The organism is Nocardioides sp. YR527, from assembly GCF_900101045.1.
Taxonomy (GTDB): Bacteria; Actinomycetota; Actinomycetes; order Propionibacteriales; family Nocardioidaceae; genus Nocardioides.
In genome coordinates this window covers 51661-76240 of the sequence record NZ_FNFN01000007.1, presented here as the reverse complement: position 1 = coordinate 76240, position 24580 = coordinate 51661, and the positions used below count along the sequence as shown (strand labels likewise).

General features: G+C 70.1%; 26 protein-coding genes and 1 riboswitch. Of the genes, 16 read left to right on the top strand and 10 right to left on the bottom strand.

From position 1 onward, the window contains the following. Positions 1-39 precede the first annotated feature (39 nt). Entirely contained in the window at positions 40-1020 is a 981-nt protein-coding gene (locus BLT25_RS21460) for an ArsR/SmtB family transcription factor (protein WP_091050329.1), read from the bottom strand. A gap of 56 nt (positions 1021-1076) precedes the next feature. On the opposite strand from BLT25_RS21460, the gene BLT25_RS21455 reads away from it, so the two are divergent. Further along, positions 1077-2348: an MFS transporter gene (locus tag BLT25_RS21455; protein WP_091050327.1), complete on the top strand. Its 1272-nt coding sequence runs from the start codon at positions 1077-1079 to the stop codon at positions 2346-2348. Here the strand turns inward: BLT25_RS21455 and BLT25_RS21450 are convergent. Beyond that, positions 2309-3049, bottom strand: coding sequence for a PAQR family membrane homeostasis protein TrhA (locus BLT25_RS21450; protein ID WP_256328717.1), 741 nt, complete (start codon positions 3047-3049; stop codon positions 2309-2311). The two genes, BLT25_RS21455 and BLT25_RS21450, sit on opposite strands and share 40 nt — an antisense overlap. 87 nt (positions 3050-3136) lie before the next feature. Between BLT25_RS21450 and BLT25_RS21445 the strand changes: the two genes are divergently transcribed. The 3 genes from BLT25_RS21445 to BLT25_RS21435 all read left to right on the top strand — a co-directional run bounded on the left by BLT25_RS21445 (position 3137) and on the right by BLT25_RS21435 (position 6517). Further along, complete coding sequence (locus BLT25_RS21445) at positions 3137-3913, top strand: isoprenyl transferase (protein WP_091050324.1); 777 nt, start codon at positions 3137-3139, stop codon at positions 3911-3913. Positions 3914-4212: 299 nt separating this feature from the next. Then, positions 4213-5610 carry a PhoH family protein gene (locus BLT25_RS21440; RefSeq protein ID WP_091050809.1) on the top strand — a complete coding sequence of 466 codons (1398 nt, stop codon included), beginning with the start codon at positions 4213-4215 and terminating at the stop codon, positions 5608-5610. 196 nt (positions 5611-5806) lie between these two features. After that, a complete protein-coding gene (locus BLT25_RS21435; RefSeq protein ID WP_091050321.1) occupies positions 5807-6517 on the top strand; it encodes an aggregation-promoting factor C-terminal-like domain-containing protein in 711 nt (236 codons plus the stop codon). Positions 6518-6622: 105 nt separating this feature from the next. On the opposite strand, the gene BLT25_RS21430 is transcribed toward BLT25_RS21435, so the two are convergent. Both BLT25_RS21430 and BLT25_RS21425 read right to left on the bottom strand, forming a co-directional pair. Then, positions 6623-8011 (bottom strand): class II fumarate hydratase, encoded by a 1389-nt coding sequence (locus BLT25_RS21430; protein WP_091050319.1) that lies wholly within the window; start codon positions 8009-8011, stop codon positions 6623-6625. 18 nt (positions 8012-8029) lie between these two features. Beyond that, on the bottom strand, positions 8030-8701 hold the full coding sequence (locus tag BLT25_RS21425; protein ID WP_091050317.1) for a spermidine synthase: 672 nt from the start codon (positions 8699-8701) through the stop codon (positions 8030-8032). Positions 8702-8769: 68 nt separating this feature from the next. Here BLT25_RS21425 and BLT25_RS21420 point away from each other — a divergent pair, with 68 nt between their 5' ends. The 4 genes from BLT25_RS21420 to BLT25_RS21405 all read left to right on the top strand — a co-directional run bounded on the left by BLT25_RS21420 (position 8770) and on the right by BLT25_RS21405 (position 11447). Continuing rightward, positions 8770-9270: a DUF6328 family protein gene (locus BLT25_RS21420; RefSeq protein ID WP_091050315.1), complete on the top strand. Its 501-nt coding sequence runs from the start codon at positions 8770-8772 to the stop codon at positions 9268-9270. A gap of 60 nt (positions 9271-9330) precedes the next feature. Then, the gene (locus BLT25_RS21415) at positions 9331-9777 is read left to right on the top strand and encodes an NfeD family protein (protein WP_091050312.1); all 447 of its coding nucleotides are present in this window, start codon (positions 9331-9333) and stop codon (positions 9775-9777) included. Between the two features lie 15 nt (positions 9778-9792). Next, positions 9793-10818 (top strand): SPFH domain-containing protein, encoded by a 1026-nt coding sequence (locus BLT25_RS21410; RefSeq protein ID WP_091050309.1) that lies wholly within the window; start codon positions 9793-9795, stop codon positions 10816-10818. Positions 10819-10880: 62 nt separating this feature from the next. After that, positions 10881-11447 carry a GNAT family N-acetyltransferase gene (locus BLT25_RS21405; protein WP_091050306.1) on the top strand — a complete coding sequence of 189 codons (567 nt, stop codon included), beginning with the start codon at positions 10881-10883 and terminating at the stop codon, positions 11445-11447. 81 nt (positions 11448-11528) lie between these two features. Here the strand turns inward: BLT25_RS21405 and BLT25_RS21400 are convergent, their stop codons facing one another. The 6 genes from BLT25_RS21400 to BLT25_RS21375 all read right to left on the bottom strand — a co-directional run bounded on the left by BLT25_RS21400 (position 11529) and on the right by BLT25_RS21375 (position 16885). Continuing rightward, complete coding sequence (locus tag BLT25_RS21400; protein WP_091050304.1) at positions 11529-11825, bottom strand: TFIIB-type zinc ribbon-containing protein; 297 nt, start codon at positions 11823-11825, stop codon at positions 11529-11531. A gap of 66 nt (positions 11826-11891) precedes the next feature. After that, entirely contained in the window at positions 11892-12125 is a 234-nt protein-coding gene (locus tag BLT25_RS21395) for a helix-turn-helix transcriptional regulator (protein ID WP_256328716.1), read from the bottom strand. A 3-nt stretch (positions 12126-12128) separates the two neighbouring features. Beyond that, positions 12129-12995: an ABC transporter permease gene (locus BLT25_RS21390; protein WP_091050302.1), complete on the bottom strand. Its 867-nt coding sequence runs from the start codon at positions 12993-12995 to the stop codon at positions 12129-12131. Then, complete coding sequence (locus BLT25_RS21385) at positions 12992-13936, bottom strand: ABC transporter ATP-binding protein (RefSeq protein WP_091050299.1); 945 nt, start codon at positions 13934-13936, stop codon at positions 12992-12994. The genes BLT25_RS21390 and BLT25_RS21385 overlap by 4 nt, the downstream gene beginning before the upstream one ends. Before the next feature lie 57 nt (positions 13937-13993). Next, on the bottom strand, positions 13994-15682 hold the full coding sequence (locus tag BLT25_RS21380; RefSeq protein WP_091050296.1) for a fumarate hydratase: 1689 nt from the start codon (positions 15680-15682) through the stop codon (positions 13994-13996). Between the two features lie 87 nt (positions 15683-15769). Beyond that, a complete protein-coding gene (locus tag BLT25_RS21375; RefSeq protein WP_091050293.1) occupies positions 15770-16885 on the bottom strand; it encodes a Zn-dependent alcohol dehydrogenase in 1116 nt (371 codons plus the stop codon). Positions 16886-17038: 153 nt separating this feature from the next. Here BLT25_RS21375 and BLT25_RS21370 point away from each other — a divergent pair, with 153 nt between their 5' ends. The 8 genes from BLT25_RS21370 to thiC all read left to right on the top strand — a co-directional run bounded on the left by BLT25_RS21370 (position 17039) and on the right by thiC (position 24578). Continuing rightward, positions 17039-18685 (top strand): sigma-54-dependent Fis family transcriptional regulator, encoded by a 1647-nt coding sequence (locus tag BLT25_RS21370; protein ID WP_091050292.1) that lies wholly within the window; start codon positions 17039-17041, stop codon positions 18683-18685. A gap of 60 nt (positions 18686-18745) precedes the next feature. Next, positions 18746-18855, top strand: a riboswitch (TPP riboswitch). Then, positions 18849-19454, top strand: a complete 606-nt coding sequence (gene thiE / locus BLT25_RS21365) for a thiamine phosphate synthase (RefSeq protein ID WP_176884130.1) — start codon at positions 18849-18851, stop codon at positions 19452-19454. It overlaps the preceding riboswitch by 7 nt. After that, positions 19454-20524 carry a glycine oxidase ThiO gene (gene thiO, locus BLT25_RS21360; RefSeq protein ID WP_176884128.1) on the top strand — a complete coding sequence of 357 codons (1071 nt, stop codon included), beginning with the start codon at positions 19454-19456 and terminating at the stop codon, positions 20522-20524. Before thiE ends, thiO begins: the two co-directional genes overlap by 1 nt. Then, on the top strand, positions 20521-20721 hold the full coding sequence (thiS, locus tag BLT25_RS21355) for a sulfur carrier protein ThiS (protein WP_091050285.1): 201 nt from the start codon (positions 20521-20523) through the stop codon (positions 20719-20721). Before thiO ends, thiS begins: the two co-directional genes overlap by 4 nt. Beyond that, the gene (locus BLT25_RS21350) at positions 20718-21485 is read left to right on the top strand and encodes a thiazole synthase (protein ID WP_091050282.1); all 768 of its coding nucleotides are present in this window, start codon (positions 20718-20720) and stop codon (positions 21483-21485) included. The genes thiS and BLT25_RS21350 overlap by 4 nt, the downstream gene beginning before the upstream one ends. Beyond that, positions 21482-22117 (top strand): thiamine phosphate synthase, encoded by a 636-nt coding sequence (locus BLT25_RS21345; protein WP_091050280.1) that lies wholly within the window; start codon positions 21482-21484, stop codon positions 22115-22117. The genes BLT25_RS21350 and BLT25_RS21345 overlap by 4 nt, the downstream gene beginning before the upstream one ends. Next, positions 22114-22893, top strand: coding sequence for a bifunctional hydroxymethylpyrimidine kinase/phosphomethylpyrimidine kinase (thiD, locus tag BLT25_RS21340; protein WP_091050278.1), 780 nt, complete (start codon positions 22114-22116; stop codon positions 22891-22893). The genes BLT25_RS21345 and thiD overlap by 4 nt, the downstream gene beginning before the upstream one ends. Next, positions 22890-24578: a phosphomethylpyrimidine synthase ThiC gene (thiC, locus tag BLT25_RS21335; RefSeq protein ID WP_091050276.1), complete on the top strand. Its 1689-nt coding sequence runs from the start codon at positions 22890-22892 to the stop codon at positions 24576-24578. The genes thiD and thiC overlap by 4 nt, the downstream gene beginning before the upstream one ends. Positions 24579-24580: the final 2 nt, after the last annotated feature.

Here is a 24580-nt window from a genome sequence, read left to right as displayed (position 1 = left end):
AGGAAGGGCGCGCGGCCGGTGGCCGCGCGCCCTTTCAGTTCACGGCGTCCAGACCTGTATCGAGCTTGTCGAGATGAGCCGGTCGCCGAGGTCGGAGCGCAGGTAGAGGACCGACCTGCCATGGCGGGCCGAGGTCAGCAGCCCGGCTGCGCGCATCGCCCGCAGGTGCTGGTTGACGGCCGTGGCGGTCACCCCGAGGCGTACGGCCAGCTCGGTCGAGGAGGCCGGGGCCTCCAGCAGGGTGAGCAGCCCGGAGCGGGTCTCGCCGATGAGGTCGCGCAGCGCCCGCGGCGACTGCGGCCGGTCGCTCGTCCACAGGTTGCCGAGGCCGCGTGCCGGATAGAAGACGACCGGCGGCTCCTCGGCCGAGATCGGCGTCGACGGGTTGCGGGTGAACAGGGTGGGCACCACGGTGAGCCCGACCCCCGCGGTCGTACGCCTGTAGTCGACCTTCGAGGTGTTGAGCCGGATCGCGAGGACGTCGCCGGAGAGGGCGACCCGGGGCGAGATGTCGGCGAACATCGCCGCCATGCCCGAGTGCACGATCATCCGGCCGCGATGGACGATGTCGGCCTCCAGCACCGCTCGCATCCGCTGCCAGTGCGGTTCGAAGCAGGCGTCCCAGTAGCCGCGCAGCGCGGTGAGGATGCGGCGCAGCACCACCTCCGGGCGTCCGCTCAGGGCCGGGGGAGGACCGCCCTCGAAGTGGACCGCGTCGAGATCGCCGCGGACGCGGTGCGGAGGGGTCGCGGCGACCACCTCGAGCTCGTCCTCGAGTCGGGCGAGCGGGTTGCGCGGGCGTGGGTTGAGGAAGTCCGGCGTCCAGAGCCGCTCGTTGGTCAGCGCCAGCAGGGTCTCGCGATCCAGGTCCGCGGCGCCGACGGTGCGGAGCCAGGGCAGGTGGAGCGGGAACCGGCCGGGGTCGCGCAGCGCTCGGAGCGAGAGGGTGAGCTCGTTGAGCGGCGAGATGGCGAACCGGACCTCGCTCAGGTCGGGACCGGCCAGCTCGTACCTGATCATGAAGCAATACGCTACATCGTTAGCGCGCGCGGGCGCGGGGTGCGACAACTGGACCCGTGATCCGACCTCCCAGCGACCCGGTCGAGCGCCCGCTCGTCGGCGCCGTCGCCGCCCTCTCCCTCGCACGTGGCATGTTCTTCGCGGTCAGCGCGCTCTACTTCACCCGCACGGTCGGTCTCTCGGCGGTCACCGTCGGCATCGGCCTGACCGTTGCCGGAGCGGTCGGCGTCGTGGCGACGTACGCAGGTGGGCGGCTCAGCGACCGATGGGGCGCCGACCGGGTGCAGCTGTGGGCGATGGCGAGCTACGGCATCGCCCTGCTCGCCTACGCCCTGGCTCGCGACGTGGTCGCGTTCGTGCTGGTCGCGACCTGGGTCTCGGCCTCGCGAGGCTTCCAGTCGAGCGCGCAGTCGACGTTGGTCGCGCGCTGGTTCGACGGCCCCGACCGGGTGGCGGTGCGTGCCCGGCTGCGGGTGGTGATGAACGTGATGATCGGGGTCGGAACGCTGCTCGCGGCGGTGGCGCTGGCCGTGGACACCGGGGCGGCCTACCGCACCACGATGGTGCTCGTCGGCGTACTCACCACCCTCGCGGCGGTGCCGCTCGTCGGTCTGCGCCGCCGCGTCGCCGGGCTGGGCGCGAGGATGGACGCCAGCTCCGGTCCGGCGGCGGCCAAGGGGCCCTCACCGCTGCGGGACCGCACCTATGTCACCGCGACCGTGCTCAGCGGGGTGATGGCGATCCACTTCGGGGTGACCTCGATCGGGGTGCCACTGTGGGTCGCCGACCACACCGACGCGCCGACGGTCCTGGTCTCGGTGCTCCTGGTGGTGAACACGGTCTACGTCGCGCTCTTCCAGGTGCGGGCCTCGCGCGGCACCCACGACATCGCGACGGCAGGTCGGGCCGTGAGGGGTGCCGGGTTCCTGCTGCTCGCCGCCTGCCTGCTCTTCGCCGTGGCGGCCTATCTGGGCCCGGTGGCCGCCACCGTGTTCCTGCTGCTCGCCGCACTCGCCTCCTCGGCCGCCGAGACGCGCGGTGAGGCGGGCAGCTGGGGCCTGGCCTTCGAGCTCGCCGACTCAGAGCGGGCCGGGGCCTACCAGGGCGTGAGCCAGATGGGCTATGCGCTGGCCCACATGCTCGCGCCCCTGGTGGTGACCGCCACCGCGATCGACCACGGCGCCGGCGGCTGGATGGTGCTGGGCGCTCTCTTCGCCGTCACCGGAATCCTCACCGCGGTGCTCGCCCGGCAAGCGGCCGTGGCGCGCGCCCGGGATCAGGCTCCTTCTCAGCGCAGCGAGTACGTCGCCAGCGAGACGCCCGTGTAGTGCGCGACGAAGGCCAGGATGGTGAAGGTGTGGAAGACCTCGTGGAAGCCGAACCAGCGCGGCCAGGGGTTGGGCCGCTTGAAGCCGTAGATGACGCCGCCGGCGGTGTAGAGCGCGCCGCCGACGCAGATCAGTGTGAAGGTGGCGATCCCGATGCCGAGGCCGAGCGCCACCGCGCCGGTGAAGAAGGACGGGATGAAGAAGATCGCCGCCCAGCCGAGCGCGATGTAGTTGGGGACGTACAACCAGCGCGGGGCGTCGTTCCAGAAGACCCGGAACAGCACACCGAGGATCGCACCGGTCCACACCACCGAGAGCAGCACGACCTGGGTGACGCCGTCGAGGAGCAGCAGCGAGAAAGGCGTGTAGGAGCCCGCGATCATCAGCATGATGTTCGCGTGGTCCCAGCGCTTCATGATCGTGAACCAGCGGTCGTTCCACCGACCCAGAGCGTTGACCCGGTGGTAGACAGCGGAGACGGTGAAGAGAAGGAGCGCGGCCATGGTGAACACCGCCGCGCCGACGCGCGGCGCTCCCGAGGGCGCCAGCACGATGAGGACGATGCCGGCCGCCAGCGTGAGCGGTGCGGTGGCCAGATGGATCCAGCCACGCAGCTTCGGGAGGGCCTCGTGAACGGTCGAGGAGACCGAGTCGGTGATCGTGCCGACCTTGAGGCGCATCGCGTCCGTCATCTCGCTCATAGGGGCCAAGGCTATCGGTCCACCCTGAAGATCGGGTGAACCCCGTCCCGCTGGGTGATGTTGGCCCGGCGCCGATACTCTTCTGCCGTGGCAGACTGGAAGGACGGCGTACGCAGGATCCTCTATCCGGCTTACGAGGCGCGGATGCTTCGCAAGCTCGACGCCTCCAAGCTGCCCAAGCACGTCGGGGTGATGCTCGACGGCAACCGTCGCTGGGCCAAGGAGGTCGGCCAGTCGACCGCCCACGGGCACCGCGCCGGCGCGGCCAACATCGAGCCGCTGCTCACCTGGTGCGACGAGATCGGCATCGAGGTGGTCACCCTGTGGCTGCTCTCCACCGACAACCTCAACCGCCCCGCCGACGAGCTGGCACCGCTCCTCGAGATCATCGCCGACGCGGTCGACTCGCTGGCGGACGTACGCCGCTGGCGGCTCCACCCCGTCGGCGCGCTCGACCTCCTGCCCGACTGGCTCTCGCAGCGCCTCAAGGCCGCCGAGGAGGCGACCCGGGACGTCGACGGGATGCTGGTCAACGTCGCGGTCGGCTACGGCGGCCGCCGCGAGATCGCCGATGCCGTACGCGCCCTGCTCAACGAGCACGCCACCCGCGGCACCTCGCTGGAGGAGCTCGCCCAGATCATCGACGTCGAGCACATCGCCGACCACCTCTACACCAAGGGCCAGCCCGACCCCGACCTGGTGATCCGTACCTCGGGGGAGCAGCGCCTGGGCGGCTTCCTGCTGTGGCAGAGCGCGAAGTCGGAGTTCTACTTCTGCGAGGCCTACTGGCCCGACTTCCGGCGTACGGACTTCCTGCGCGCCCTGCGGGCCTACGCCCACCGCGAGCGTCGCCTCGGAAGGTGACCGCTGGCCGGAACATTCGGCGGTGTCACCAGGAGTTCACAAAGAAAAATCGTTCGTGTTGCCACGGACCGTTGGTCCGGCGTCGTAGCGTTGTACCAACGGCGGGGAACAAATTCCCGTCGCACCTGGAGGCCCGTTACGTGAGTAGTCACGAACCGAACCTGCGTCAGGATCCCATCGATCCTGACGGGTGTGAGGCGGTCGGCACCCCGACTGACGGTCCACCGTCCGGTCCATCTGATTAGTGATGAGATGACCGGACTCATGGGTGTGTGAGCCGGTCGCGAGAGGTGATCCGCGTGGCCAACCCAACCACGAACGAGCACGTCACCGAGGCCGATACGTCGGCCGCTCCGACACCGGCGTCGGAGTCTTCCTCCTCGGACGAGAGCGAGTCGCCGCACCCGCGGACGTTCGTTCTCGACACCAGCGTCCTGCTCTCGGACCCGAAGGCCATGACGCGCTTCGCCGAGCACCAGGTCGTCCTCCCGGTGGTGGTCATCACCGAGCTGGAGGGGAAGCGGCACCACCCGGAGCTGGGCTACTTCGCCCGCTCCGCACTCCGGCAGCTCGACGGGCTGCGGATCACCCACGGCCGCCTGGACACCGCCGTCCCGGTCGGCGAGGAGGGCGGCACCATCCGTGTCGAGCTCAACCACACCGACCCGTCCTCGCTGCCGAGCGGATTCCGGCTCGGGGACAACGACACCCGGATCCTCGCGGTCGCGCGCAACCTGAAGGGCGACGGGCTCGACGTCACCCTGGTCTCCAAGGACCTGCCGATGCGGATCAAGGCGTCCGCGGTCGGGCTGAAGGCCGAGGACTACCGCGGTGAGCGGATCAACGACTCCGACCCCGGCTACTCCGGGATGGCCGAGCTGGACGTCGCCTCCGCGTCCCTCGACGAGCTCTACGACGACGGCGTCCTCGAGCTCGACGCGGCCCGCGACCTGCCCTGCCACACCGGTCTGGTGCTGATGTCGGACCGCGGCACCGCGCTGGGCCGCGTCGGCCCCGACAAGCAGGTCCACCTCGTCCGCGGTGACCGCGAGGTCTTCGGGATCCACGGCCGCTCCGCGGAGCAGCGGATCGCTCTCGAGATGCTGCTCGACCCCGAGGTCGGCATCGTCTCCCTCGGTGGCCGGGCCGGCACCGGGAAGTCCGCGCTGGCGCTGTGCGCCGGGCTGGAGGCGGTCATGGAGCGCAACCAGCACAAGAAGGTGCTCATCTTCCGCCCGCTCTTCGCCGTCGGCGGCCAGGAGCTCGGCTACCTGCCCGGCACCGAGGGCGAGAAGATGTCGCCGTGGGGCCAGGCGGTCTTCGACACGCTCTCCGCGGTGACCACGCAGGACGTGATCGACGAGATCATCGACCGGGGCATGCTGGAGGTGCTGCCGCTGACCCACATCCGTGGCCGGTCGCTGCACGACTCGTTCGTGATCGTCGACGAGGCGCAGTCGCTGGAGCGCAACGTGCTGCTGACGGTGCTCTCCCGTATCGGCGCCAACTCGAAGGTCGTGCTCACCCACGACGTCGCCCAGCGCGACAACCTCCGGGTCGGACGCCACGACGGCGTGGTCGCGGTGATCGAGAAGCTGAAGGGCCACCCGCTCTTCTCCCACGTCACCCTGACCCGCTCCGAGCGCTCGCCGATCGCCGCGCTCGTCACCGAGATGCTGGAGAACGTGGTTCCGTGATGCCGTAATCATTGTCACGTCAACGGCCCCAGACCCGTGAGGTCTGGGGCCGTTGTGATTTCTGTGACTCATGTTACGGAAGTGATGCTCAGGACGGTCATTTCTGACCCACAAACGGTGCGTCCGGTTTGATACGAGGTTGGTGCTCATGCATTGTTTGCGGGTCTGTAATGCCTCAGCCCCCGAATGAGAGCCCGTGACCAAGCCTGTTCATCGCGCCCCGCGACATCGCGGTGCGCCAGCGAATCCGCTTGTCGACGTTCCGCACAAGGCTGCGCGTACGACCGCCAAGACAACCCTCCTCCTCTCCGTCCTCGCCCTCGGCGGGACCGGCGCGGCAGTCGCAGGCGGGGTGGCCTACGCCGGCCCCGCCACCGACGACCCGACGCTCAGCGCGGGTGAGTCGGCAGCCGCCGACATCCCCGAGCTCACCGACGCCCAGCGCGCCGCGATCGAGGCCGAGTCCGCCGCCCGTGGCGGCGAGACCTCCCTGTCGCGTTCGGCCGGTGACCGCCGCGAGGTCGCCGACCCCGGCAAGCAGGCCGCACTGTCGGCCGGCAACGACGTACGCGCCATCGCCGGCGTCGAAGAGATCGAGATCGATCTGCGCAACCCCCGAGACATCGCCAAGTCGATGCTCGGCGACTTCGGCTGGGGCATGGACCAGTTCTCCTGCCTCGAGCCGCTCTGGGACAAGGAGTCGGGCTGGAACCCGACCGCCGCCAACCCCTCCTCCAGCGCCTACGGCATCCCGCAGGCCCTCCCCGGCTCCAAGATGGCCTCCGCCGGCGACGACTGGGAGACCAACCCCGCCACCCAGATCGAGTGGGGCCTCGGCTACATCAACGACCGCTACGGTTCGCCCTGCGGCGCCTGGAGCCACTCCCAGTCCGTCGGCTGGTACTGAGCGACCCCGAGTCGGCTCATCCTGACGTAGAAAATCGCCGAGTCGGCTCGTCATAACGAGCCGACTCGGCGATGTTTTTGGTCAGGATGAGCCGACTCGGCGATTTCAGGGGTGGGTCATCGACTCGACGTCCAGGGCCTCGTCCAGCTGGGCCTCGGTCAGGGTGCCGTCGGCGACGTAGCCGAGCTTGATCACGGTCTCCTTGATCGTGGCGCCCTCGGCGAGGGCCTGCTTGGCGACCTTGGCGGCGGCCTCGTAGCCGATGTACTTGTTCAGCGGCGTGACGATCGAGGGGGAGGACTCGGCGTAGGCGCGAAGACGCTCGGGTACGGGGACGATCCCGTCGACGGTGCGCTCGGCCAGGACGGTCATCGAGGTGGCGAGCAGGCGGATCGACTCCAGGATGTTGCGGGCCATCACCGGCATCGCGACGTTGAGCTCGAAGGCGCCCGAGGCGCCGGCGGCGGTCACCGCTGCGTCGTTGCCGATCACCTGGAAGGCCACCATCAAGGTGGCCTCCGGTACGACCGGGTTGACCTTGCCGGGCATGATCGAGGAGCCCGGCTGGAGGTCGGGCAGGTGGATCTCGGCGAGGCCGGTGGTGGGGCCCGACGACATCCAGCGCAGGTCGTTGTTGATCTTGATCAGGCCGACCGCGAGCGTCTTCAGGACGCCGGAGAGCTCGACCAGCGAGTCGCGGGTGCCCTGGGCCTCGAAGTGGTTGCGGGCCTCGGTGAACGGCTGCCCGGTGCGGTTGGACAGGTCGGCGATCACGGCCTGCGGGAAGCCGGCGGGCGTGTTGATGCCGGTCCCGACCGCGGTGCCGCCGAGCGCCAGCTCGCGTACGCGGGGGAGCACGGACTCGAGCCGCTCGGCCGCGTAGCGGACGGTGGCCGCGTACCCTCCGAACTCTTGGCCCAGGGTGACCGGCGTCGCGTCCATCAGGTGCGTACGTCCCGACTTCACCAGGCTGGAGAACTCCTCGGCCTTCGCCTCCAGCGAGCCGGCCAGCACGTCGATCGCGGGCAGTAGCTGCTCGGTGACGGCGACGGCGGCGGCGACGTGGATCGCGGTCGGGAAGGTGTCGTTGGAGGACTGGGAGGCGTTGACGTGGTCATTGGGGTGTACGTCGCCGCCGGCGAGTGCCACCAAAGAGGCGATCACCTCGTTGGCGTTCATGTTGGACGAGGTGCCTGATCCGGTCTGGAAGACGTCGATCGGGAACGCGTCGTCGTGCCGGCCCGCGGAGACCTCGCCCGCGGCCGCGATGATCGCCTCGGCCTTGTCGCCGGGCAGGACGCCGAGGTCGAAGTTGGCCTTGGCCGCGGCCGCCTTCACATGGCCGATCGCATGGATCAGCGCCGGCTCGATGGGCGTGCCCGAGATGGGGAAGTTCTCCACGGCCCGCTGGGTCTGGGCACGCCACAGCGCGTCCGTCGGGACCCGGACCTCACCCATGGAGTCGTGCTCGATGCGGAAGCTCATGTCGTCCATGTCTGGTTCAACCTTTGACTAGTTGGTGCCATTCCCTTGCGAGACCGTGCCCACATAGAGCCAGTACGTCTCCGAGTGGCCCTGCAGGTCGACCGGGTAGGAGAGTGCCTCGGCGTCGTCGAAGACCTGCGCCATCACCTCCAGCAGCGCCGGAGCCTTCGCCGCCGACCACACCACCACAGTGCCACCCGGGGCCGTCGCCTGCCGCGCATCGGCGAGCGCAGGCGCCTCGTAGAGCGCCCCGTTGGCGTCATGCACCAGGTAGCCGGGGCCGTTGTCGACGTCCAGCAGCACGACGTCGTAGGCGTCCGGCCGGCTCTCCCGCAGGACCACCGCCACGTCGGCGACCTCGATGTGAACGCGATCGTCGTCGAGGAGCTCGGGACCGTGCGGGATCCTCCCGGTGCGCATCCACTCGACCAGGCGCGGCTCGATCTCGACGACCGTGACCGCCTCGACCCGCGGGTCGGCCAGCACCGCCTCGAGCGTGAACCCGAGCCCGAGGCCGCCGATGAGCACGTGCTTCGGCTCCGGGTGCAGCTCGAGCGCGTGCGTGGCCAGCGCCTTCTCGGTCGAGGTCTCCCGGGTGTCCATCACGAAGATCCCGTTGGCCCGCAGCTCCAGATGACCGTCCGCCCGATGCCGCAGGGCCAGTCCACCGTCGACGATCACCGATTCCGTCCCGCTCACGCTTCCATTGTGTCCGATGTGGGTACCGGGCCCTTCATGAGCGATGACTGGGGACGGCCGGTGTACTGATGCCCGCAAGCGGCTTGCACAGCGACGGGGTCGAGGGTGGCGGTCCGGAGGAGGGGCCGGAGGAGCGGATCACTCGCAACTGGAACGAGCTCCTCCAGGAGCTCCGGGTGCTGCAGACGGGCGTGCAGATCCTCACCGGTTTCCTGCTGACGGTCCCGTTCTCGCCTCGCTTTCCGGACCTGGCCGACCACCAGCAGGCGATCTATCTCGTGGTGCTCGTCGGTTCGGTGATCACCACCTCCCTGATCATCGCCCCGGTCTCCTTCCACCGGATGCTGTTCCGTCGCCGGCAGCGGCGGTGGCTGGTCACGGCCTCGCACCTGTGCGCGCGGGCCGGGCTGGTGGGCTTCGCCATCGTCTCGGCGCTGGTCGTGCTGCTCGTCTTCGACGTCGTCCTCTCCTTCGGAGCAGGGGTCGTCGCCGCCGTGGCCGTCCTCATCCTGTTCGTCTCGCTGTGGGCGGGGCTGCCACTGCTCAACGGGCGGAACAACTCTCGCTGACCCCGTGTGATCAGCACCACACCGGGAGTACGCTGGTCGGAAACCGAGTCTGGTGGGCTTATGTGGTCGTTCTTCTGGATCCTCGTCGCGGTGCTGCTCGGAGTGGCCGAGGCGTTCACGATGACGCTGGCGTTCGCTTTCGTCGCCGGCGGGGCGCTGCTTGCCGCGGGCAGCGCGGCCCTCGGCGCGCCGGTGCTGGTGCAGCTGCTCGTCTTCGTCGTCGCGGGCGGCGGCAGCGTGCTGCTGGTGCGACCGGTCGCGCGTCGCCACATGTCCTTGCCGCCGGCGGTGCGGGACGGCACCGACGCTCTCATCGGTCGTCAGGCGGTCGTCACCGCGGAGGTCAGCTTCGAGCACGGACTGGTGCGCCTCGCGGGTGAGGAATGGTCGGCCAGACCCTATGACGAGGACCTGATCATCCCGGTCGGATGCCGGGTGGACGTACTCGAGATCGAAGGCGCGACGGCGCTCGTGCACCCGCGCGACCCGCTGTCGCTGTCCCCCTAGAGGAGGGCGTACGAGATGGAACTTCTGCTGATCGTTCTGGTCATGGTCGCGCTGGTGGTGGGGGCGGTCGCCTCGACGGTGCGGATCGTGCCACAGGCCCGGCGCTACAACATCGAGCGCTTCGGGCGCTACCGGATCACCCTGCAGCCGGGGCTCAACTTCGTGATCCCGCTGGTGGACCGGGTCAACACCAAGCTGGACGTGCGTGAGACGGTCTACTCTTCCAACCCGCGACCGGTGATCACCGAGGACAACCTGGTGGTCAACATCGACACGGTCCTCTACTACCAGATCACCGACCCGCGGTCGGCGGCCTACGAGGTCGCCAACTACCTGCAGGCGATCGACCAGCTCACGGTCACCACACTGCGAAACCTGATCGGCTCGATGGACCTGGAGAGCACCCTGACCTCGCGCGAGACGATCAACGCGCGGCTGCGCGAGGTGCTCGACGACGCCACCGGGAAGTGGGGGATCCGGGTCAACCGGGTCGAGATCAAGGCGATCGACCCGCCGGCCTCGATCAAGGAGGCGATGGAGAAGCAGATGCGCGCCGAGCGTGACAAGCGCGCCGCCATCCTGCACGCGGAGGGCAAGCGAGCCTCGCTGATCCTCGAGGCCGAGGGCACCCGGCAGAAGTCCATCCTGGAGGCGGAGGGCAACCAGCAGGCCCGGATCCTCGAGGCCGAGGGTGAGGCCACGGCGCTGGAGCGGGTCTTCCAGGCGGTCCACGCCAACGACGCCGACGCCAAGGTCCTGGCCTACAAGTACCTCGAGATGCTGCCCTCGCTCGCCTCGCACGGCAACTCGTTCTGGGTCATCCCCGGCGAGCTCACCGAGGCGATGCGTACGGTCACCGGCGCCTTCTCCGACAACGCCTCCTCGATGCGGCCGGCGAAGGTCTCGGAGAACGGCGACGCACGACGTACGCCGCCGGTCCCCTCGCCTCGCGACGCCATCGAGCAGGCCGAGCACGAGGCGGCCAAGGCCGTCGAGGCTGCTCACGAGGAGTCGGCCCGGGCGGATCGCATCATCGGGTGATGCCGCGGGACGTCACGGAAACCCGTTTCCCGAGGGCACCCGGTCGCTGACAGGATGAGCGGGTGCCGCTGCCCACGCCGACGATGACGACCGAGCGGTTGCGGCTGCGGCCGTTCACCGACGCCGATGCCGAGCCGCTGTTCGCGCTCCAGAGCGACGAGTACGTGCTGCGCTACTGGGACTCGCCGCCCTGGACCGAGCCGGCGCGTGCCGGGCAGTTCATCGCCCGGAGCCACGCGATGGCGGAGGAGGGGAGCGGGGCGCGGCTGGTCATCGAGCGCGACTCCACCTTCGTCGGCTGGTGCACTCTGAACTCCTGGAACCCCGAGTTCCGCAGCGCCTCGCTGGGCTACTGCCTCGCCCGGGCCGGATGGGGCCAGGGCATCGCGACCGAAGCCGTGGGCGCGCTGCTGGAGTGGGCGTTCGACACGCTGGACCTGAACCGCGTCCAGGCCGAGGCCGACACCCGCAACGCCCCCTCCGCCCGCGTGCTGGAGAAGCTCGGCTTCAGGCTGGAGGGGACGCTTCGCGAGGACTGCGTCGTGAACGGCGACGTCTCGGACTCGTGGGTCTTCGGACTGCTCCGCCGGGAGTGGCTCGCCCGGCAACGGGGCACCGCAGCGACCTGAGCCACGAGCGCAAGCCCCTGCGACACGCCGCATGGCGAGGTGTCGCAGGGACCATCGGGTGCGTTCGTGGCCCCGGCAGGATCAGCCGAAGAGGTCACCCAGCCAGGACTCGCGGTGATGGCCGCGGCGGTTGTCGTGGCGGCGGTCGTCGTCATAGTCGCGCCGCTCGTACTCCCGCTTCTCATAGCGTCGCTCGTCGCGCTTCTCCTGGCGGGGCTGCTGGTAGCTGCCGGGCTGCGGGGCGCCGACGGACCGCTCGATGATCTTGTCGATCTCGCCGCGGTCCAGCCACACGCCACGGCACTGCGGGCAGTAGTCGATCTCGATGCCTTGGCGCTCGCTCATCACCAGGGTGGCACCGTCGATGGGGCACTGCATGGGGGTCTCCTCGTCGTCGGGGATCGGCGCCCATCAACCTAGCCGGTCGCCCCGCATCGTCGGGGATCAGTCGCCGAGACGCTTGAACGGCTCGATCGCGAAGACGACCTCGACGGTGACGCCGAAATAGGAGGCGATCCGAAAAGCGAGGTGCAGCGACGGGCTGTACTCGCCCCGCTCGAGGTAACCGACGGTCTGGTAGTGGACGCCGAGGGCGTCGGCGAGCTCCCGACGGGAGATGCCGCGCTCGGCACGTAGCATCGCGATCCGGTTGTAGACGGTGTCCGGTTCGTTGGCCACTGGTCAGTAGCCCCTGGTCATGATCTTCTCGCGCGCGGCCGCGATCGCGGAGCCGGTCTGGCGGCGGGCCATCCGGCGGAGCACGATCGGGGCCAGCACGAGGCCGACGACAGCCCAGACGCCGAGGACGGCGAACATCTCGGCCGTACGCCAGGAGTCTCCGATCTCGGCCGCCTCCGCCCCCGCAGGCATCATCGCGGACCGCGTGCCGAGCCCGAGCCAGTAGAAGGGGAAGACCTGCCCGACCCACTGCAGCCACGTGGGCATCGCGGTGATCGGGTAGAAGATGCCGGAGATCGCGATCAGCAGCATCGAGGCCAGCATGATCAGCATCGACTGAGCGCTCGACTTGAAGATCGAGCCCAGCGCCGATCCGATCGGGACGGTCGCGATCATGCCGACGACGAAGATGACCGGGAGCAGCAGCGCCGTGCGGCCGTCGATCCGGAGGTCGCTGATCACCGTCACGGCGGGAATCGCGAGCAGCACCAGGCTGGCCAGCGTGGTCAACCCGAAGAACCAGATCTTGCCGATCAGGTAGCCGAGCATCCCGTCGGGCGTCGCCTTGGCCCGCAGCAGCGTGCCGTCCTCACGGTCGGTGGCGATCTGCATCGCGGGGCCCGCGAGGCCACCGAAGGCGATCGACATCCCGATCAGGCTCGGTAGCACCATCGCGCCCAGCGCGAGGTCGGTGCCGGGCACGGTGCTGCCGCGCATGAACAACAGAGTCACCGTGAAGCTGACCGGGAAGATGAGCATCCAGAAGATGTCACCGACGTCGGTCAGCGAGTACTTCGTCTCCAGCCAGCCGCGGTGCAGACCGGCGCGTACGGCGACACCGCGCGCCCCCAACGTCTCGGTGGTGATCATGACAGGGCCTCCAACTTCTCGGGCTCCTCGGCCTGGCCGCTCTCGACCCTCTGGACGAGCGCCAGGTAGGTGTCCTCGAGGCTGGCCCGTTTCACCTCGAGCTCGGTCACGTCGGGGTCGGTCGCCAGCAGGCGGCGTACGAACTCGGTCGGGTCGCGCTCCTCGACCGCGTGCACGTGCCGCTCGCCCCCGACGGTCCAGCGGACCTCCGCCTTGGTCGCGAGGTCGAGGGCCAGCTGGTCGGGGCTGCCGTCGGCGATGATCGCGCCGCGGTCGAGGACGAGGATCCGGTCGGCGAGCTTCTCCGCCTCGGCCAGGTCGTGGGTGGTCAGCAGCACGGTCGTGTTCTCGAAGTCGGAGAGCCGGTGCACCAGCTCGTGGAACTCTCGTCGCGCGTGCGGGTCGAAGCCGGCCGTCGGCTCGTCGAGGAACACCAGCTCCGGGCGGCCGACGATGCCGATCGCGACGTCCACCCGTCGGCGCTGGCCGCCGGAGAGCCGCATCACCCGCTGCTCGGCGTGGGCGGTGAGGCCCACGACACCGAGCAGCTCGTCCACGTCCCACGGACGAGGGACCTCGGCGGTGGCGTACGGCGCGTAGAACCGTGCGTGGTAGTCGAGCAGGTCTCGCACCCGCCAGCGGCTGTGGTCGCGCCACGACTGGAGCACCACGCCGACCCGTGCCCGCCACCTCTCGTCGCCCCGTGCCGGGTCGGATCCCAGCACGGAGACGTCGCCCGACGCGGGCATCCGGAACCCTTCGAGGACCTCGATGGTCGTTGTCTTGCCGGCTCCGTTGGGGCCGAGCAGGGCGACGACCTCGCCGCGCAGGGCGGAGAAGGTGACGCCTTTGAGCACCTCGTTGCTGCCGTAGCGCACCCGCAGGTCGCGTACGTCGAGCGCCAGGCCGGTCGGCTCTGTCGCACTCTCGCGATCGGACATAGCAGGAATACTACGACCGGTAGGCGAAGTGCGACAGGGAATTGTGCGGTGCTGCGCTCAGCGCTCCTTGGAGCGCACCCTGATCCCGGTGAGCGGGACCGTGGTGGTGCCGGAGGGGTCGGTGAAGAAGTCGTTGCCCTCGCCGTCGACGACGATGAAGGCGGGGAAGTTCTCGACCTCGATCTTCCAGACCGCCTCCATGCCGAGCTCGGGGTACTCCAGCACCTCGACGGACTTGATGCAGTCCTGTGCGAGCCGCGCCGCGGGGCCGCCGATGGAGCCGAGGTAGAAGCCGCCGTAGGTCCCGCAGGCCTCGGCCACGACCTTGGAGCGGTTGCCCTTGGCGAGCATGACCATCGAGCCGCCGGCTGCCTGGAACTGCTCGACGTAGGAGTCCATCCGGCCCGCGGTGGTGGGTCCGAACGAACCGCTCGCCATGCCCTCGGGCGTCTTGGCGGGCCCGGCGTAGTAGACCGGGTGGTCCTTGAGGTACTGCGGCATCTCCTCGCCGGCGTCGAGGCGCTCCTTGATCTTGGCGTGCGCGATGTCGCGGGCCACGACCATCGGACCGGACAGGGAGAGCCGGGTCTTGATCGGGTGCTGCGACAGCGTCTCCAGGATCTGCGCCATCGGCTGGTTCAGGTCGATGTCGACGACCTCGCCGGCCGCGATCTCCTCGGCCATCCCGGCGTCGGGCATGTACTGCGCCGGGTCGGTCTCGAGCTGCTCGAGGAACACCCCGTCGCGGGTGATCTTGCCCAGCGCCTGACGATCCGCGGAGCAGGAGACCGCGATCGCCACCGGGCAGCTCGCGCCGTGGCGGGGCAGGCGGACGACGCGTACGTCATGGCAGAAGTACTTGCCGCCGAACTGGGCGCCGATCCCGAAGGACTGGGTCAGCTCGAAGACCTTCTCCTCCAGGTCGGTGTCGCGGAAGCCGTGGGCCGCCATCGACCCCTCGGTCGGGAGGTTGTCGAGGTAGTGGGCGCTGGCGTACTTGGCGGTCTTCAGCGCGAACTCCGCGGACGTCCCGCCGATGACGACGGCGAGGTGGTACGGCGGGCAGGCGGCCGTGCCGAGCGAGCGGATCTTCTCGTCGAGGAAGGTGAGGATCCGGTCGGGGTTCAGGATCGCCTTGGTCTCCTGGAACAGGAACGACTTGTTGGCGCTGCCGCCGCCCTTGGCCATGAAGAGGAACTTGTACTCCGGGCCGTTCTCGCCCTCGGTGGTCGAGTAGATCTCGACCTGCGCGGGCAGGTTGGAGCCGGTGTTCTTCTCCTCGTACGTCGTCAGCGGGGCGAGCTGGGAGTAGCGCAGGTTGAGCTTGGTGTAGGCGTCGTAGACACCCCGCGAGACCGTCTCGGCGTCGTCGGCGCCGGTCAGCACACCCTCGGACTTCTTGCCCATCACGATCGCGGTGCCGGTGTCCTGGCACATCGGCAGGATCCCGCCGGCGGAGATGTTGACGTTCTTGAGCAGGTCCAGCGCGACGAAGCGGTCGTTGCCGGAGGCCTCGGGGTCGTCGATGATCTTGCGCAGCTGCTTCAGGTGCGCCGGGCGGAGGTACTGGTTGATGTCCTTCATCGCCTCGGCGGTCAGCCGTCGGATCGCCTCGGGGTCGACCTTGAGGAACTTGCGCCCGTCGACCTCGATCTCTTCCACCCCCTCGTCCGTGATCAGCCGGTAGGGAGTGTCGTCCTTGCCGGTCGGGAGGAGGTCGGAGTATCGGAACTCAACGTCAGCCACGGAAGGGAATCGTACGCCGCCACGGCCCCGGTCCCGGCTTCGGCTCCGGAGCCGAGACCAGGACCGAGACCAGGGGAAGCGACAACCTCAGGAGTGGTCGTGGACGACCACGCCGCGGATGTTGGCGCCGTTGAGCAGGTCGTCGTAGCCCTCGTTGACCTGCTCGAGCGTGTAGGTGCGGGTGATCAGCTCGTCGAGCTTGATGTCGCCCTTCTGGTAGAGCCCGAGGATCCGCGGGATGTCGTACGTCGGGTTGCAGTCGCCGAACAGGCTGCCCTTGATCGTCTTGCGGAACAGCGTGGTCACCGCGCCGGAGAGCTGGATCGTCGGCTCGGTGAGCTTGTTGAGGCCCGTGAGGACCAGGATCCCGCCCTTGCCGATGACGTCGAAGCCGTCGGTGACGTTCTCCGTCGTGACCAGACCCTGGGTGAGGATGGCGGAGTCGGCGAGCTGGCCGCGGGTCAGGTTGTTGACCTCGGCCAGGGCGGAGGCGGCGTCGGCGAAGGCGTGGGTGGCGCCGAGCTGGAGCGCGGCCTCGCGCTTGTTCTCCAACGGGTCGACGGCGACGACGTACTTCGCGCCCGCGAGCCGCGCGCCCTGGACGGCGTTGATGCCGATGCCGCCGATGCCGTAGATCACGACGGTGTCGCCGGCCTTGACCTCCGCGGTGTTCACCGCGGACCCGAACCCGGTGGGTACGCCGCAGCCGACCAGCACGGCCGACTCGAGCGAGAGGTCGTCGTCGACCTTGACCACCGAGTTCTGGTGGATGACTCCGTACTGGCTGAAGGTGCCGAGCATGCACATCGCGCCGTACTGGCCGGCGGGCCCGGAGATCGGGAAGCGCTCGCCGGGCAGGTAGCCCTCGAGGATGGTCGCGCCCATGTCGCAGATCGACTGCTGGCCGTTGGAGCAGTAGCGGCAGGTGCCGCAGTTGGGGATGAAGGAGCACACCACGCGGTCACCGGCCTTGACCCGGGTGACGCCGGGGCCGACCTCCTCGATGACGCCGGCGCCCTCGTGGCCGAGGACCATCGGCAGCCGGGCCTCGAGGTCGCCGTGGGCGATGTGCACGTCGGAGTGGCACAGGCCCGCATGCGTGTAGCGGATCAGCACCTCGCCCGCCTGGGGCTTGTCGAGGTCGAGCTCCTCGATCACGATCGGTTTGCCGGGTTCGTAGACGACGGCTGCCTTGGTCTTCATGCTGACTCCTAGCGTGTTCCGGAATGGAGCGGGGGATCGTTGCCACAGTCCCAGCGCCGTCGGCCCTCGGGTGTTCAGAACCTGAACAGTTCGCTTCCGGTCGACAGAGCCGCCGGTTAATGTGACGTAAGCCACATTCGATGGGGGGATGCTGTGCCGACCTCGACGTCATCGCCCGGACCGTCAGCGCCCGAGCGCATCGCCGCGTCCTGGCACCGCTCGCGGCTCGCCGGGGTCGACCCGGTGCGAGCCCATGGATCGCTCTCGCCGGTCGACATCGACCCGCGCGGATCCCTCTACGAGGCAGCCGGACCGGTCCTGAACGAGCTCGCCGAGAACCTCGACGGCACGACGTACGCCACGGTGCTGGTCGACCGCGACTGCCGGATCGTGCATCGCTGGTGCGGCCGGGTGCAGGTGGCGAGGGCGTTCGACGGCCTCGGGGTCGACCTGGGCGCCAGCCTGCTCGAGGAGCGACTGGGCACCAACGCGCCCGGCACCGCGCTCGAGACCAGGCTCCCCGTGCAGGTGCACGGCGCGGAGCACTTCGCCGAGATGCTGCGCGAGTTCAGCTGCTTCGCGATGCCGATCCGGCACCCGGTGACCCACCGGATCGAGGGCGTCCTCGACATCACCTCCCTCGCCAGCGACGCCAACCCGCTCCTACGGCCCGTGGTGCAGCGCGCGGTGACCGACATCCAGCGGCGCCTCCAGGACGGCAGCCGCACCACCGACAAGCAGCTGCTGCTGGCCTTCCATGAGGCCGTGGTGGCGTGCCGCGGTGCGCTGGTCGCGGTCGGCGAGAACCTGACCGTGGCCAACCAGACGGCTCAGGACACCCTGACCGGCGCGGACATCGCCGTGCTGCGGATCCTGCTCCAGGACGTACATCTTCCGGGGGCGACGGTCATGGACATGAACCTGGAGTCGGGGGAGGCGGTCCATGTGCGCGCCGAGGTGCTCGACACCCGCCGTCTGGCCGCGCTGGTACGCCTCGAGCCCCGCGAGCCACGACGCGGGGTCTCGGTCAGCGCGCTGATTGAGACCGCCCGAGAGCCGGGGACGATCCTGGTGGCCGGGCCACCGGGGTCGGGGCGTACGTCCCTGGCCAGGGAGCTCGCGCCGTCGTCGCCGATCACGCTGCTGACCGGCGCCACGACGGTCCTGGAGGGCGACGGCAACTGGGCCAAGCAGTTCCGGCGCCGGATGGCCGCCGGAGTGGGCACGGTCATCATCGACGGTCTCGAGCTGCTCTCCGACGCGCTGCTCGGAGTCGTCGCCGATGCGCTGGAGAGCAGCACGCGTGCCCACGTGGTGATGGTCTCGGCGCCGTTGACCGAGCTGTCCGAGCACACCGCGGCGGTGGCCGCGCTGGCCTCCCGCGTCGAGGAGAAGCTGCCGCTGGCCGCGCGGCGCGACGAGATACCCGGGCTGGCCCGCGAGCTGCTCTCCGGCATCAACCCGGACGCCTTCCTGACTCCGGGCGTCGAGCGGATCCTGGTCGAGCACCGCTGGCCGGGCAACGTACGCGAGCTGCGGGCGGTGCTCGCCCATGCCGCCGCCCGGCGCCGGTTCGGCGCGATCGTCCCTACCGACCTGCCGCCGAAGCTCGTCTCCGTGCGCGGCTCCGTGCCGGGGCCGCGGGCCGCCGTGCGTCCGCTCGACCAGGCCGAGCGCGACGTCATCCTGCACGAGCTGATCAAGCATGACGGCAACAAGGCCGCGGTCGCCCGCGAGCTCGGGATCTCGCGCACCACGCTGTACGCCAAGATGCGGGCGCTGCGGATCTCGACCTACTAGAGGTATCCCGCTGTGCGGGCCCCGGGGCTGCGGGCCGTCGAAGGTGCGCGCTATGGTCGGAGACGTCCACACGGGAGTCCGCGGCAGCGGGCTGAGAGGGAGCTGGAGCCGCTCCGACCGTTACACCTGATCCGGATCATGCCGGCGAAGGAAGTGATTGGTTGTGCTTCTCCCACGTATTTTCGCCCTGGTCTCATCGAGCGATGACCTTGCCCTGCTGCCCGCCTTCGCCGAGGCCGGCGTCGCCGGTTTCCAGGTCCGCGACAAGTCCGCGACGACGCGGGAGCTGCTCGCGCTGACGGCGACCGTGATCGAGCGGGTCGGGACGTATGACGCCTGCGTGATCGTCGACGACCGGCTCGACGTGGCGCTCGCGGCCGGGGCGCACGGCGTCCACCTCGGGGCCTCGGACCTTCCGCCGGCCGAGGCCCGGCGGATCGCCGACGCGGTCGCTCCGGGGCTGGTCATCGGCGCGACCTGCCGGGACCGTGCCGCGGTCGAGGCGGCCGCCGCCGCGGGGGCGGACTACGCCGGCTTCGGGCCGGTCTTCGCCACCACCTCCAAGGCCGGGCTCCCCGACCCGCTGGGCGTTTCCGCCGTCACAGATGCCGCCGGTGTCCTCCCGCTGATCGCGATCGGCGGGATCTCGACGCCCTCGGCAGGGGCAGTACGCGCCGCCGGCGCCCACGGGGTCGCCGTGATCGGCGGGCTCTGGCGACAACCCGACCCATGCCGAGCCGCGAAGGAGCTCGTGGAAGCCGTCGGCTGATGCGGGTGCGGATCCTCGGTGCCGGGATCGTCGGCCTCTCCGTGGCCGACGAGCTGATCCGCAGGGGGCATGAGGTCACGGTGGTCGATCCGGCGCCGGGCTCGGGTGCGTCCTACGCCGCGGCAGGCATGCTCAGCCCGGCCGGCGAGGCCTGGTACGGCGAGGAGTCGCTGACCCGACTGTGCCTGTCGTCGCTGGCCCTCTGGCCCGGGTTCGCCGATCGGCTCGGGGTGCCGGTGCACACCCGCGGGACGCTGCTGGTCGGCGTCGACGCCGGGGACGTCCAGCAGGTCGAGCGGCAGCTCGCGGTGCTCGATCTCGCCGGGGTCTCCTACGAGAGGCTCCTACGCCGCGAGCTGCTCGCCCGCGAACCCGGCCTCGGCCGGGTCGCCGGAGGCGCCTTCCTCGCCGAGGACCACTCCGTCGACCCGCGCGCGGTCGTCGCGGCGCTGCTCGCGCGGGTCGGGGACCGTGCTGGTCTCGACACGCCTCCGCCTAGCGGCTCGATGGTTGAGCCCGGTGAGCGCCAGCGAGCCGGTGTCGAAACCAACACAGCCGCTGACGTGACGGTCATCGCCACAGGAGCGCATCTCCCCGCTCCGTACTCCTCCCTCATCCGCCGGGTGCGCGGCGACGTGGTGCGCGTGCGGACGCAGGAGCGGGTGGAGCGGACGGTGCGCGCCTGGGCGCACGGCGAGCAGATCTACGTGGTGCCGCGGATCGACAGCGACGAGGTGGTCATCGGGGCGACCACCGAGGAGCGTGACGGCCCGCTGCTGCCTACCGTCGAGGGCGTGTGGCGGCTGCTCGACTCCGCCCGCCGGGTGGTGCCGGCGCTCGACCGGGCGAGCGTGGTGGAGGCGACCTCGCGGGACCGCCCGGGAACCGCCGACAACCTCCCGCTGGTCGGCCCGACCCACGAGCCGGGCGTCGTGCTCGCCGCGGGCGCCTACCGCAACGGGGTCCTGCTGGCGCCGCTCATCGCGCGGCTGGTGGCCGATCACGTCGAGACAGGGTCAGTGGAACCCGCGGTCGATCCGCGTCGGTTCCGGATGAAGGAGGACGGATGAGGATCACCGTGAACAGCGAGCCGGTGGAGGTCAGCGGCACCGTCGCGGACCTGCTCGAGGCCAGGACCGGCGACCGGCGGCCGAGCGGCATCGCCGTCGCCGTGGACGAAGAGATCGTGCCGCGCGACGAGTGGGCGCGATGGCCGCTCCAGGACGGTCAGGTCATCGAGATCGTGACGGCGGTGCAGGGCGGATGAGTAGCGTGCTCAAGATCGCCGGGCGCGAGCTGTCCTCACGCCTCTTCCTCGGCACCGGCGGCCTGCCCAACCTGGCCCTGCTCCCGGACGTCATCGACGCGGCCGAGCCCGGACTGGTGACGGTCTCGATGCGGCGTACGTCCTCGACGGCCGCCGGCGGGCTGCTCGAGACGCTGCGCGCGGCGAAGGTGCCGATCCTGCCCAACACCGCCGGCTGTCTCTCGGCACGCGAGGCGGTGCTGACCGCCGAGCTCGCCCGCGAGGCGCTGGAGACCGACTGGGTGAAGCTGGAGGTGATCGGCGACGAGACCTCGCTGATGCCCGACGCCGTCGAGCTCGTCGAGGCCGCCGAGCTGCTCGTGCGCAAGGGCTTCACCGTCCTCCCGTACGCCACCGACGACCCGGTCCTCGCCCGCCGGCTCGAGGACGCCGGCTGCGCGGCGGTGATGCCGCTCGGCTCGCCGATCGGGTCGGGGCTGGGGCTGCTGAACCCCTATGCGATCGAGGCGGTCGTGGCGGCGGTGTCGGTGCCGGTCGTGCTCGACGCCGGTGTCGGGACGGCCTCGGACGCGGCCCTGGCGATGGAGCTCGGCTGCTCCGCGGTCCTCGCCGCCACCGCGGTGACCCGTGCCGACGACCCGGTCGGGATGGCCCGCGCCCTGCGGCTGGCGGTCGAGGCCGGCCGGACCGCCCGCGGTGCCGGACGGATCCCGCGGCAGGCGGTCGCCAGGGCCTCCTCGCCGATGGAGGGCCGGATCGCATGAACGCCCTGCCGCGACTGCTCGTCCTCACTGACCGCTCCCAGCTCCGCCTCGGCCGCGGCCTGCTCCCGACCCTGGCCGAGTGCGCGGAGGCGGGCCTGACCCATGTGGTGCTCCGCGAGCTCGACGAGTCGCCGGAGCAGCGGGCCGGTCTGGCCGAAGCGCTCGCCGCGCTCGGGCTCGTCGTGATCGCCGCCCACACCCCTCTCCCTGCCGCGGTCGGCCTTCAGCTGCCGGCCGCGGGGAGCTGTAACACGTCGTTCGTAGGACTACTCGCCCCATCCGAACGACCGGATAGTCGGTGTAACAGCGTGTTACACCTCGGCCGCAGCTGCCACAGCCCCGCCGAGGTCGCCCAGGCGGCCGAGGACGGGTTCGGCTACGCGATGCTCAGTCCCTATTCACTGACCGAGTCCAAGCCCGGTTACGGGCCTCCGCTCGGGCCCGAGCCGTTCCGCGACCTGGCGCTCCCGACGTACGCCCTGGGCGGGATCACCCCGGACAACGCCGCCGAGGCGGTCGCCGCCGGTGCCCACGGTGTCGCCGTGATGGGCGCGGTGATGCGTGCCGAAGAGCCAGGACAGGTCGTGCGGGACCTCCTCGCCGCCCTCGCCACGACGGCGGTGACCTCATGAACCCGCCCGTCGCGCTCACCGTGGCGGGCACCGACTCCGGGGGAGCGGCGGGTACGGCGGCCGATCTCGCCACCTTCGCCGCGCTCGGGGTCCACGGAGCCTGCGTGATCACCGCCGTCACCGCTCAGGACACGACCGGGGTCAGCGACATCCACGCCGTCCCGGTCGCCACCGTCGAGGCCCAGCTCCACGCCGTCTTCGACGACCTCCCCGTCGCGGCGGTCAAGACCGGCATGCTCGGCAGTGCCGATGCGGTCGAGCTCGTCGCGCGCCTCTGCGCCGGTCGGCCTCTCGTCGTGGACCCCGTCCTGGTCGCCACCTCCGGTGCCGTGCTCGGCGGGGAGGACGTACGCCGCGCCTACCTCGACCACCTGCTCCCCGTCGCCACCGTCGTCACTCCCAACCTCGACGAGGCCCGGGCCCTGGCGGGTCACGACGGATCGCCCGAGGAGATCGCCGCGGAGCTGGCGAGCGCGACGTCGGCGGTGATCGTCACCGGTGGCGACCCGGAGGCAACCGGCACCTGCACCGACTGGTTCGCAGAGCCGGGGAGACCGCCGATCCCGCTCACGCATCCCGCCGTCCCGACGAAGAACGACCACGGCACCGGGTGCACCTACAGCTCGGCCCTGGCCGCCCACCTCGCCCACGGCGCTCCGTTGCGAGATGCGGCGGAGCAGGCCGCTGCGTACGTCACCCGACAGCTCACCAGAAGCCAGCACTGGACCCTCGGCCGTGGCCGAGGACCGATCGCTCACACCAAGGAGACCGCATGACCGTCCACCCCGCCCACACCCGCCTGGAGCTCGGCGACCTGAAGGTCCCGGTGACCCGGGTCGCGCTCACCAACGGCGAGACCTTCGACCGCTACTGCACCGAGGGCCCCGGATCCGATCCGGAGCAGGGGCTCCCGCCGCGCCGCGACGAGTGGATCGAGGAGCGCCAGGACACCGAGACCTACGAGGGCCGCCGGACCGAGCTGGTGGACAACGGCAAGGCAGCCGTACGCCGCGGCGAGGCCCGCCAGGAGTGGCAGGGCGAGCGCCGCGCGCCGCGCCGGGGCGAGAACGTCACCCAGATGCACTACGCGAGAAAGGGGATCATCACCAAGGAGATGGCCTACGTCGCGGTGCGCGAGAGCTGCGACGCCGAGCTGGTCCGCGAAGAGGTGGCGGCGGGCCGGGCGATCATCCCGAACAACGTCAACCACCCCGAGTCCGAGCCGATGATCATCGGCAAGCGGTTCCTGGTGAAGATCAACGCCAACATCGGCAACTCCGCGGTCACCAGCAGCATCGCCGAGGAGGTCGACAAGCTCACCCACGCGATCACCTGGGGCGCCGACACGGTGATGGACCTGAGCACCGGTGACGACATCCACACCACCCGCGAGTGGATCCTGCGCAACAGCCCCGTCCCGATCGGCACCGTCCCGATCTACCAGGCCCTGGAGAAGGTCAACGGCGAGGCCGACAAGCTGACCTGGGAGGTGTTCCGGGACACCGTCATCGAGCAGGCCGAGCAGGGCGTCGACTACATGACGATCCACGCCGGAGTCCTGCTGCGATACGTCCCGCTCACCGCCAACCGCGTCACCGGCATCGTGTCCCGCGGCGGCTCGATCATGGCCGGCTGGTGCCTCGCGCACCACCAGGAGAGCTTCCTCTACACCCACTTCGACGAGCTGTGCGAGATCTTCAAGCAGTACGACGTCGCCTTCTCCCTCGGTGACGGCCTCCGCCCCGGCAGCACCGCCGACGCCAACGACGAGGCCCAGCTCTCCGAGCTCCGAACGCTCGCCGAGCTGACCGAGCGGGCCTGGGAGCACGACGTACAGGTCATGGTCGAGGGCCCCGGCCACGTCCCGCTCAACCTGGTGAAGGAGAACGTGGACCTCCAGCAGGAGTGGTGCCACGGCGCGCCGTTCTACACGCTGGGCCCGCTCGCCACCGACATCGCACCCGGCTACGACCACATCACCAGCGCCATCGGTGCGGCCACGATCGCGATGCACGGCACCGCGATGCTCTGCTACGTCACGCCCAAGGAGCACCTCGGCCTGCCGGACCGGGACGACGTGAAGACCGGCGTGATCACCTACAAGCTGGCCGCCCATGCCGCGGACATCGCCAAGGGCCACCCCGGTGCCCGTGACCACGACGACGCGCTCTCCAAGGCCCGCTTCGAGTTCCGCTGGCGCGACCAGTTCGCCCTCTCGCTGGACCCGGTCACCGCGGAGAGCTTCCACGACGAGACCCTGCCGGCCGAGAACGCCAAGACCGCTCACTTCTGCTCCATGTGCGGCCCGAAGTTCTGCTCGATGAAGATCAGCCAGGACGTACGCGACCGCTTCGGAGGCGAGAACGGCGCGTCGCCCGAGGAGATCGAGGCGGGCATGCTGGAGAAGTCGAAGGAGTTCGCGGCAGCAGGGAGCCGCGTGTATCTCCCGCTCGCCGACTGACC

Bases quoted from the DNA above. Each gene is read 5' to 3' on its own strand.
- BLT25_RS21460 (WP_091050329.1), bottom strand. From the start codon at position 1,020: ATGATCAGGTACGAGCTGGCCGGTCCCGACCTGAGCGAGGTCCGGTTC.
- BLT25_RS21450 (WP_256328717.1), bottom strand. From the start codon at position 3,049: ATGAGCGAGATGACGGACGCGATGCGCCTCAAGGTCGGCACGATCACC.
- BLT25_RS21430 (WP_091050319.1), bottom strand. From the start codon at position 8,011: ATGGACGACATGAGCTTCCGCATCGAGCACGACTCCATGGGTGAGGTC.
- BLT25_RS21420 (WP_091050315.1), top strand. From the start codon at position 8,770: ATGCCCGCAAGCGGCTTGCACAGCGACGGGGTCGAGGGTGGCGGTCCG.
- BLT25_RS21415 (WP_091050312.1), top strand. From the start codon at position 9,331: ATGTGGTCGTTCTTCTGGATCCTCGTCGCGGTGCTGCTCGGAGTGGCC.
- BLT25_RS21410 (WP_091050309.1), top strand. From the start codon at position 9,793: ATGGAACTTCTGCTGATCGTTCTGGTCATGGTCGCGCTGGTGGTGGGG.
- BLT25_RS21400 (WP_091050304.1), bottom strand. From the start codon at position 11,825: ATGCAGTGCCCCATCGACGGTGCCACCCTGGTGATGAGCGAGCGCCAA.
- BLT25_RS21390 (WP_091050302.1), bottom strand. From the start codon at position 12,995: ATGATCACCACCGAGACGTTGGGGGCGCGCGGTGTCGCCGTACGCGCC.
- BLT25_RS21385 (WP_091050299.1), bottom strand. From the start codon at position 13,936: ATGTCCGATCGCGAGAGTGCGACAGAGCCGACCGGCCTGGCGCTCGAC.
- BLT25_RS21375 (WP_091050293.1), bottom strand. From the start codon at position 16,885: ATGAAGACCAAGGCAGCCGTCGTCTACGAACCCGGCAAACCGATCGTG.
- thiO (WP_176884128.1), top strand. From the start codon at position 19,454: ATGCGGGTGCGGATCCTCGGTGCCGGGATCGTCGGCCTCTCCGTGGCC.
- thiS (WP_091050285.1), top strand. From the start codon at position 20,521: ATGAGGATCACCGTGAACAGCGAGCCGGTGGAGGTCAGCGGCACCGTC.
- BLT25_RS21350 (WP_091050282.1), top strand. From the start codon at position 20,718: ATGAGTAGCGTGCTCAAGATCGCCGGGCGCGAGCTGTCCTCACGCCTC.
- BLT25_RS21345 (WP_091050280.1), top strand. From the start codon at position 21,482: ATGAACGCCCTGCCGCGACTGCTCGTCCTCACTGACCGCTCCCAGCTC.
- thiD (WP_091050278.1), top strand. From the start codon at position 22,114: ATGAACCCGCCCGTCGCGCTCACCGTGGCGGGCACCGACTCCGGGGGA.
- thiC (WP_091050276.1), top strand. From the start codon at position 22,890: ATGACCGTCCACCCCGCCCACACCCGCCTGGAGCTCGGCGACCTGAAG.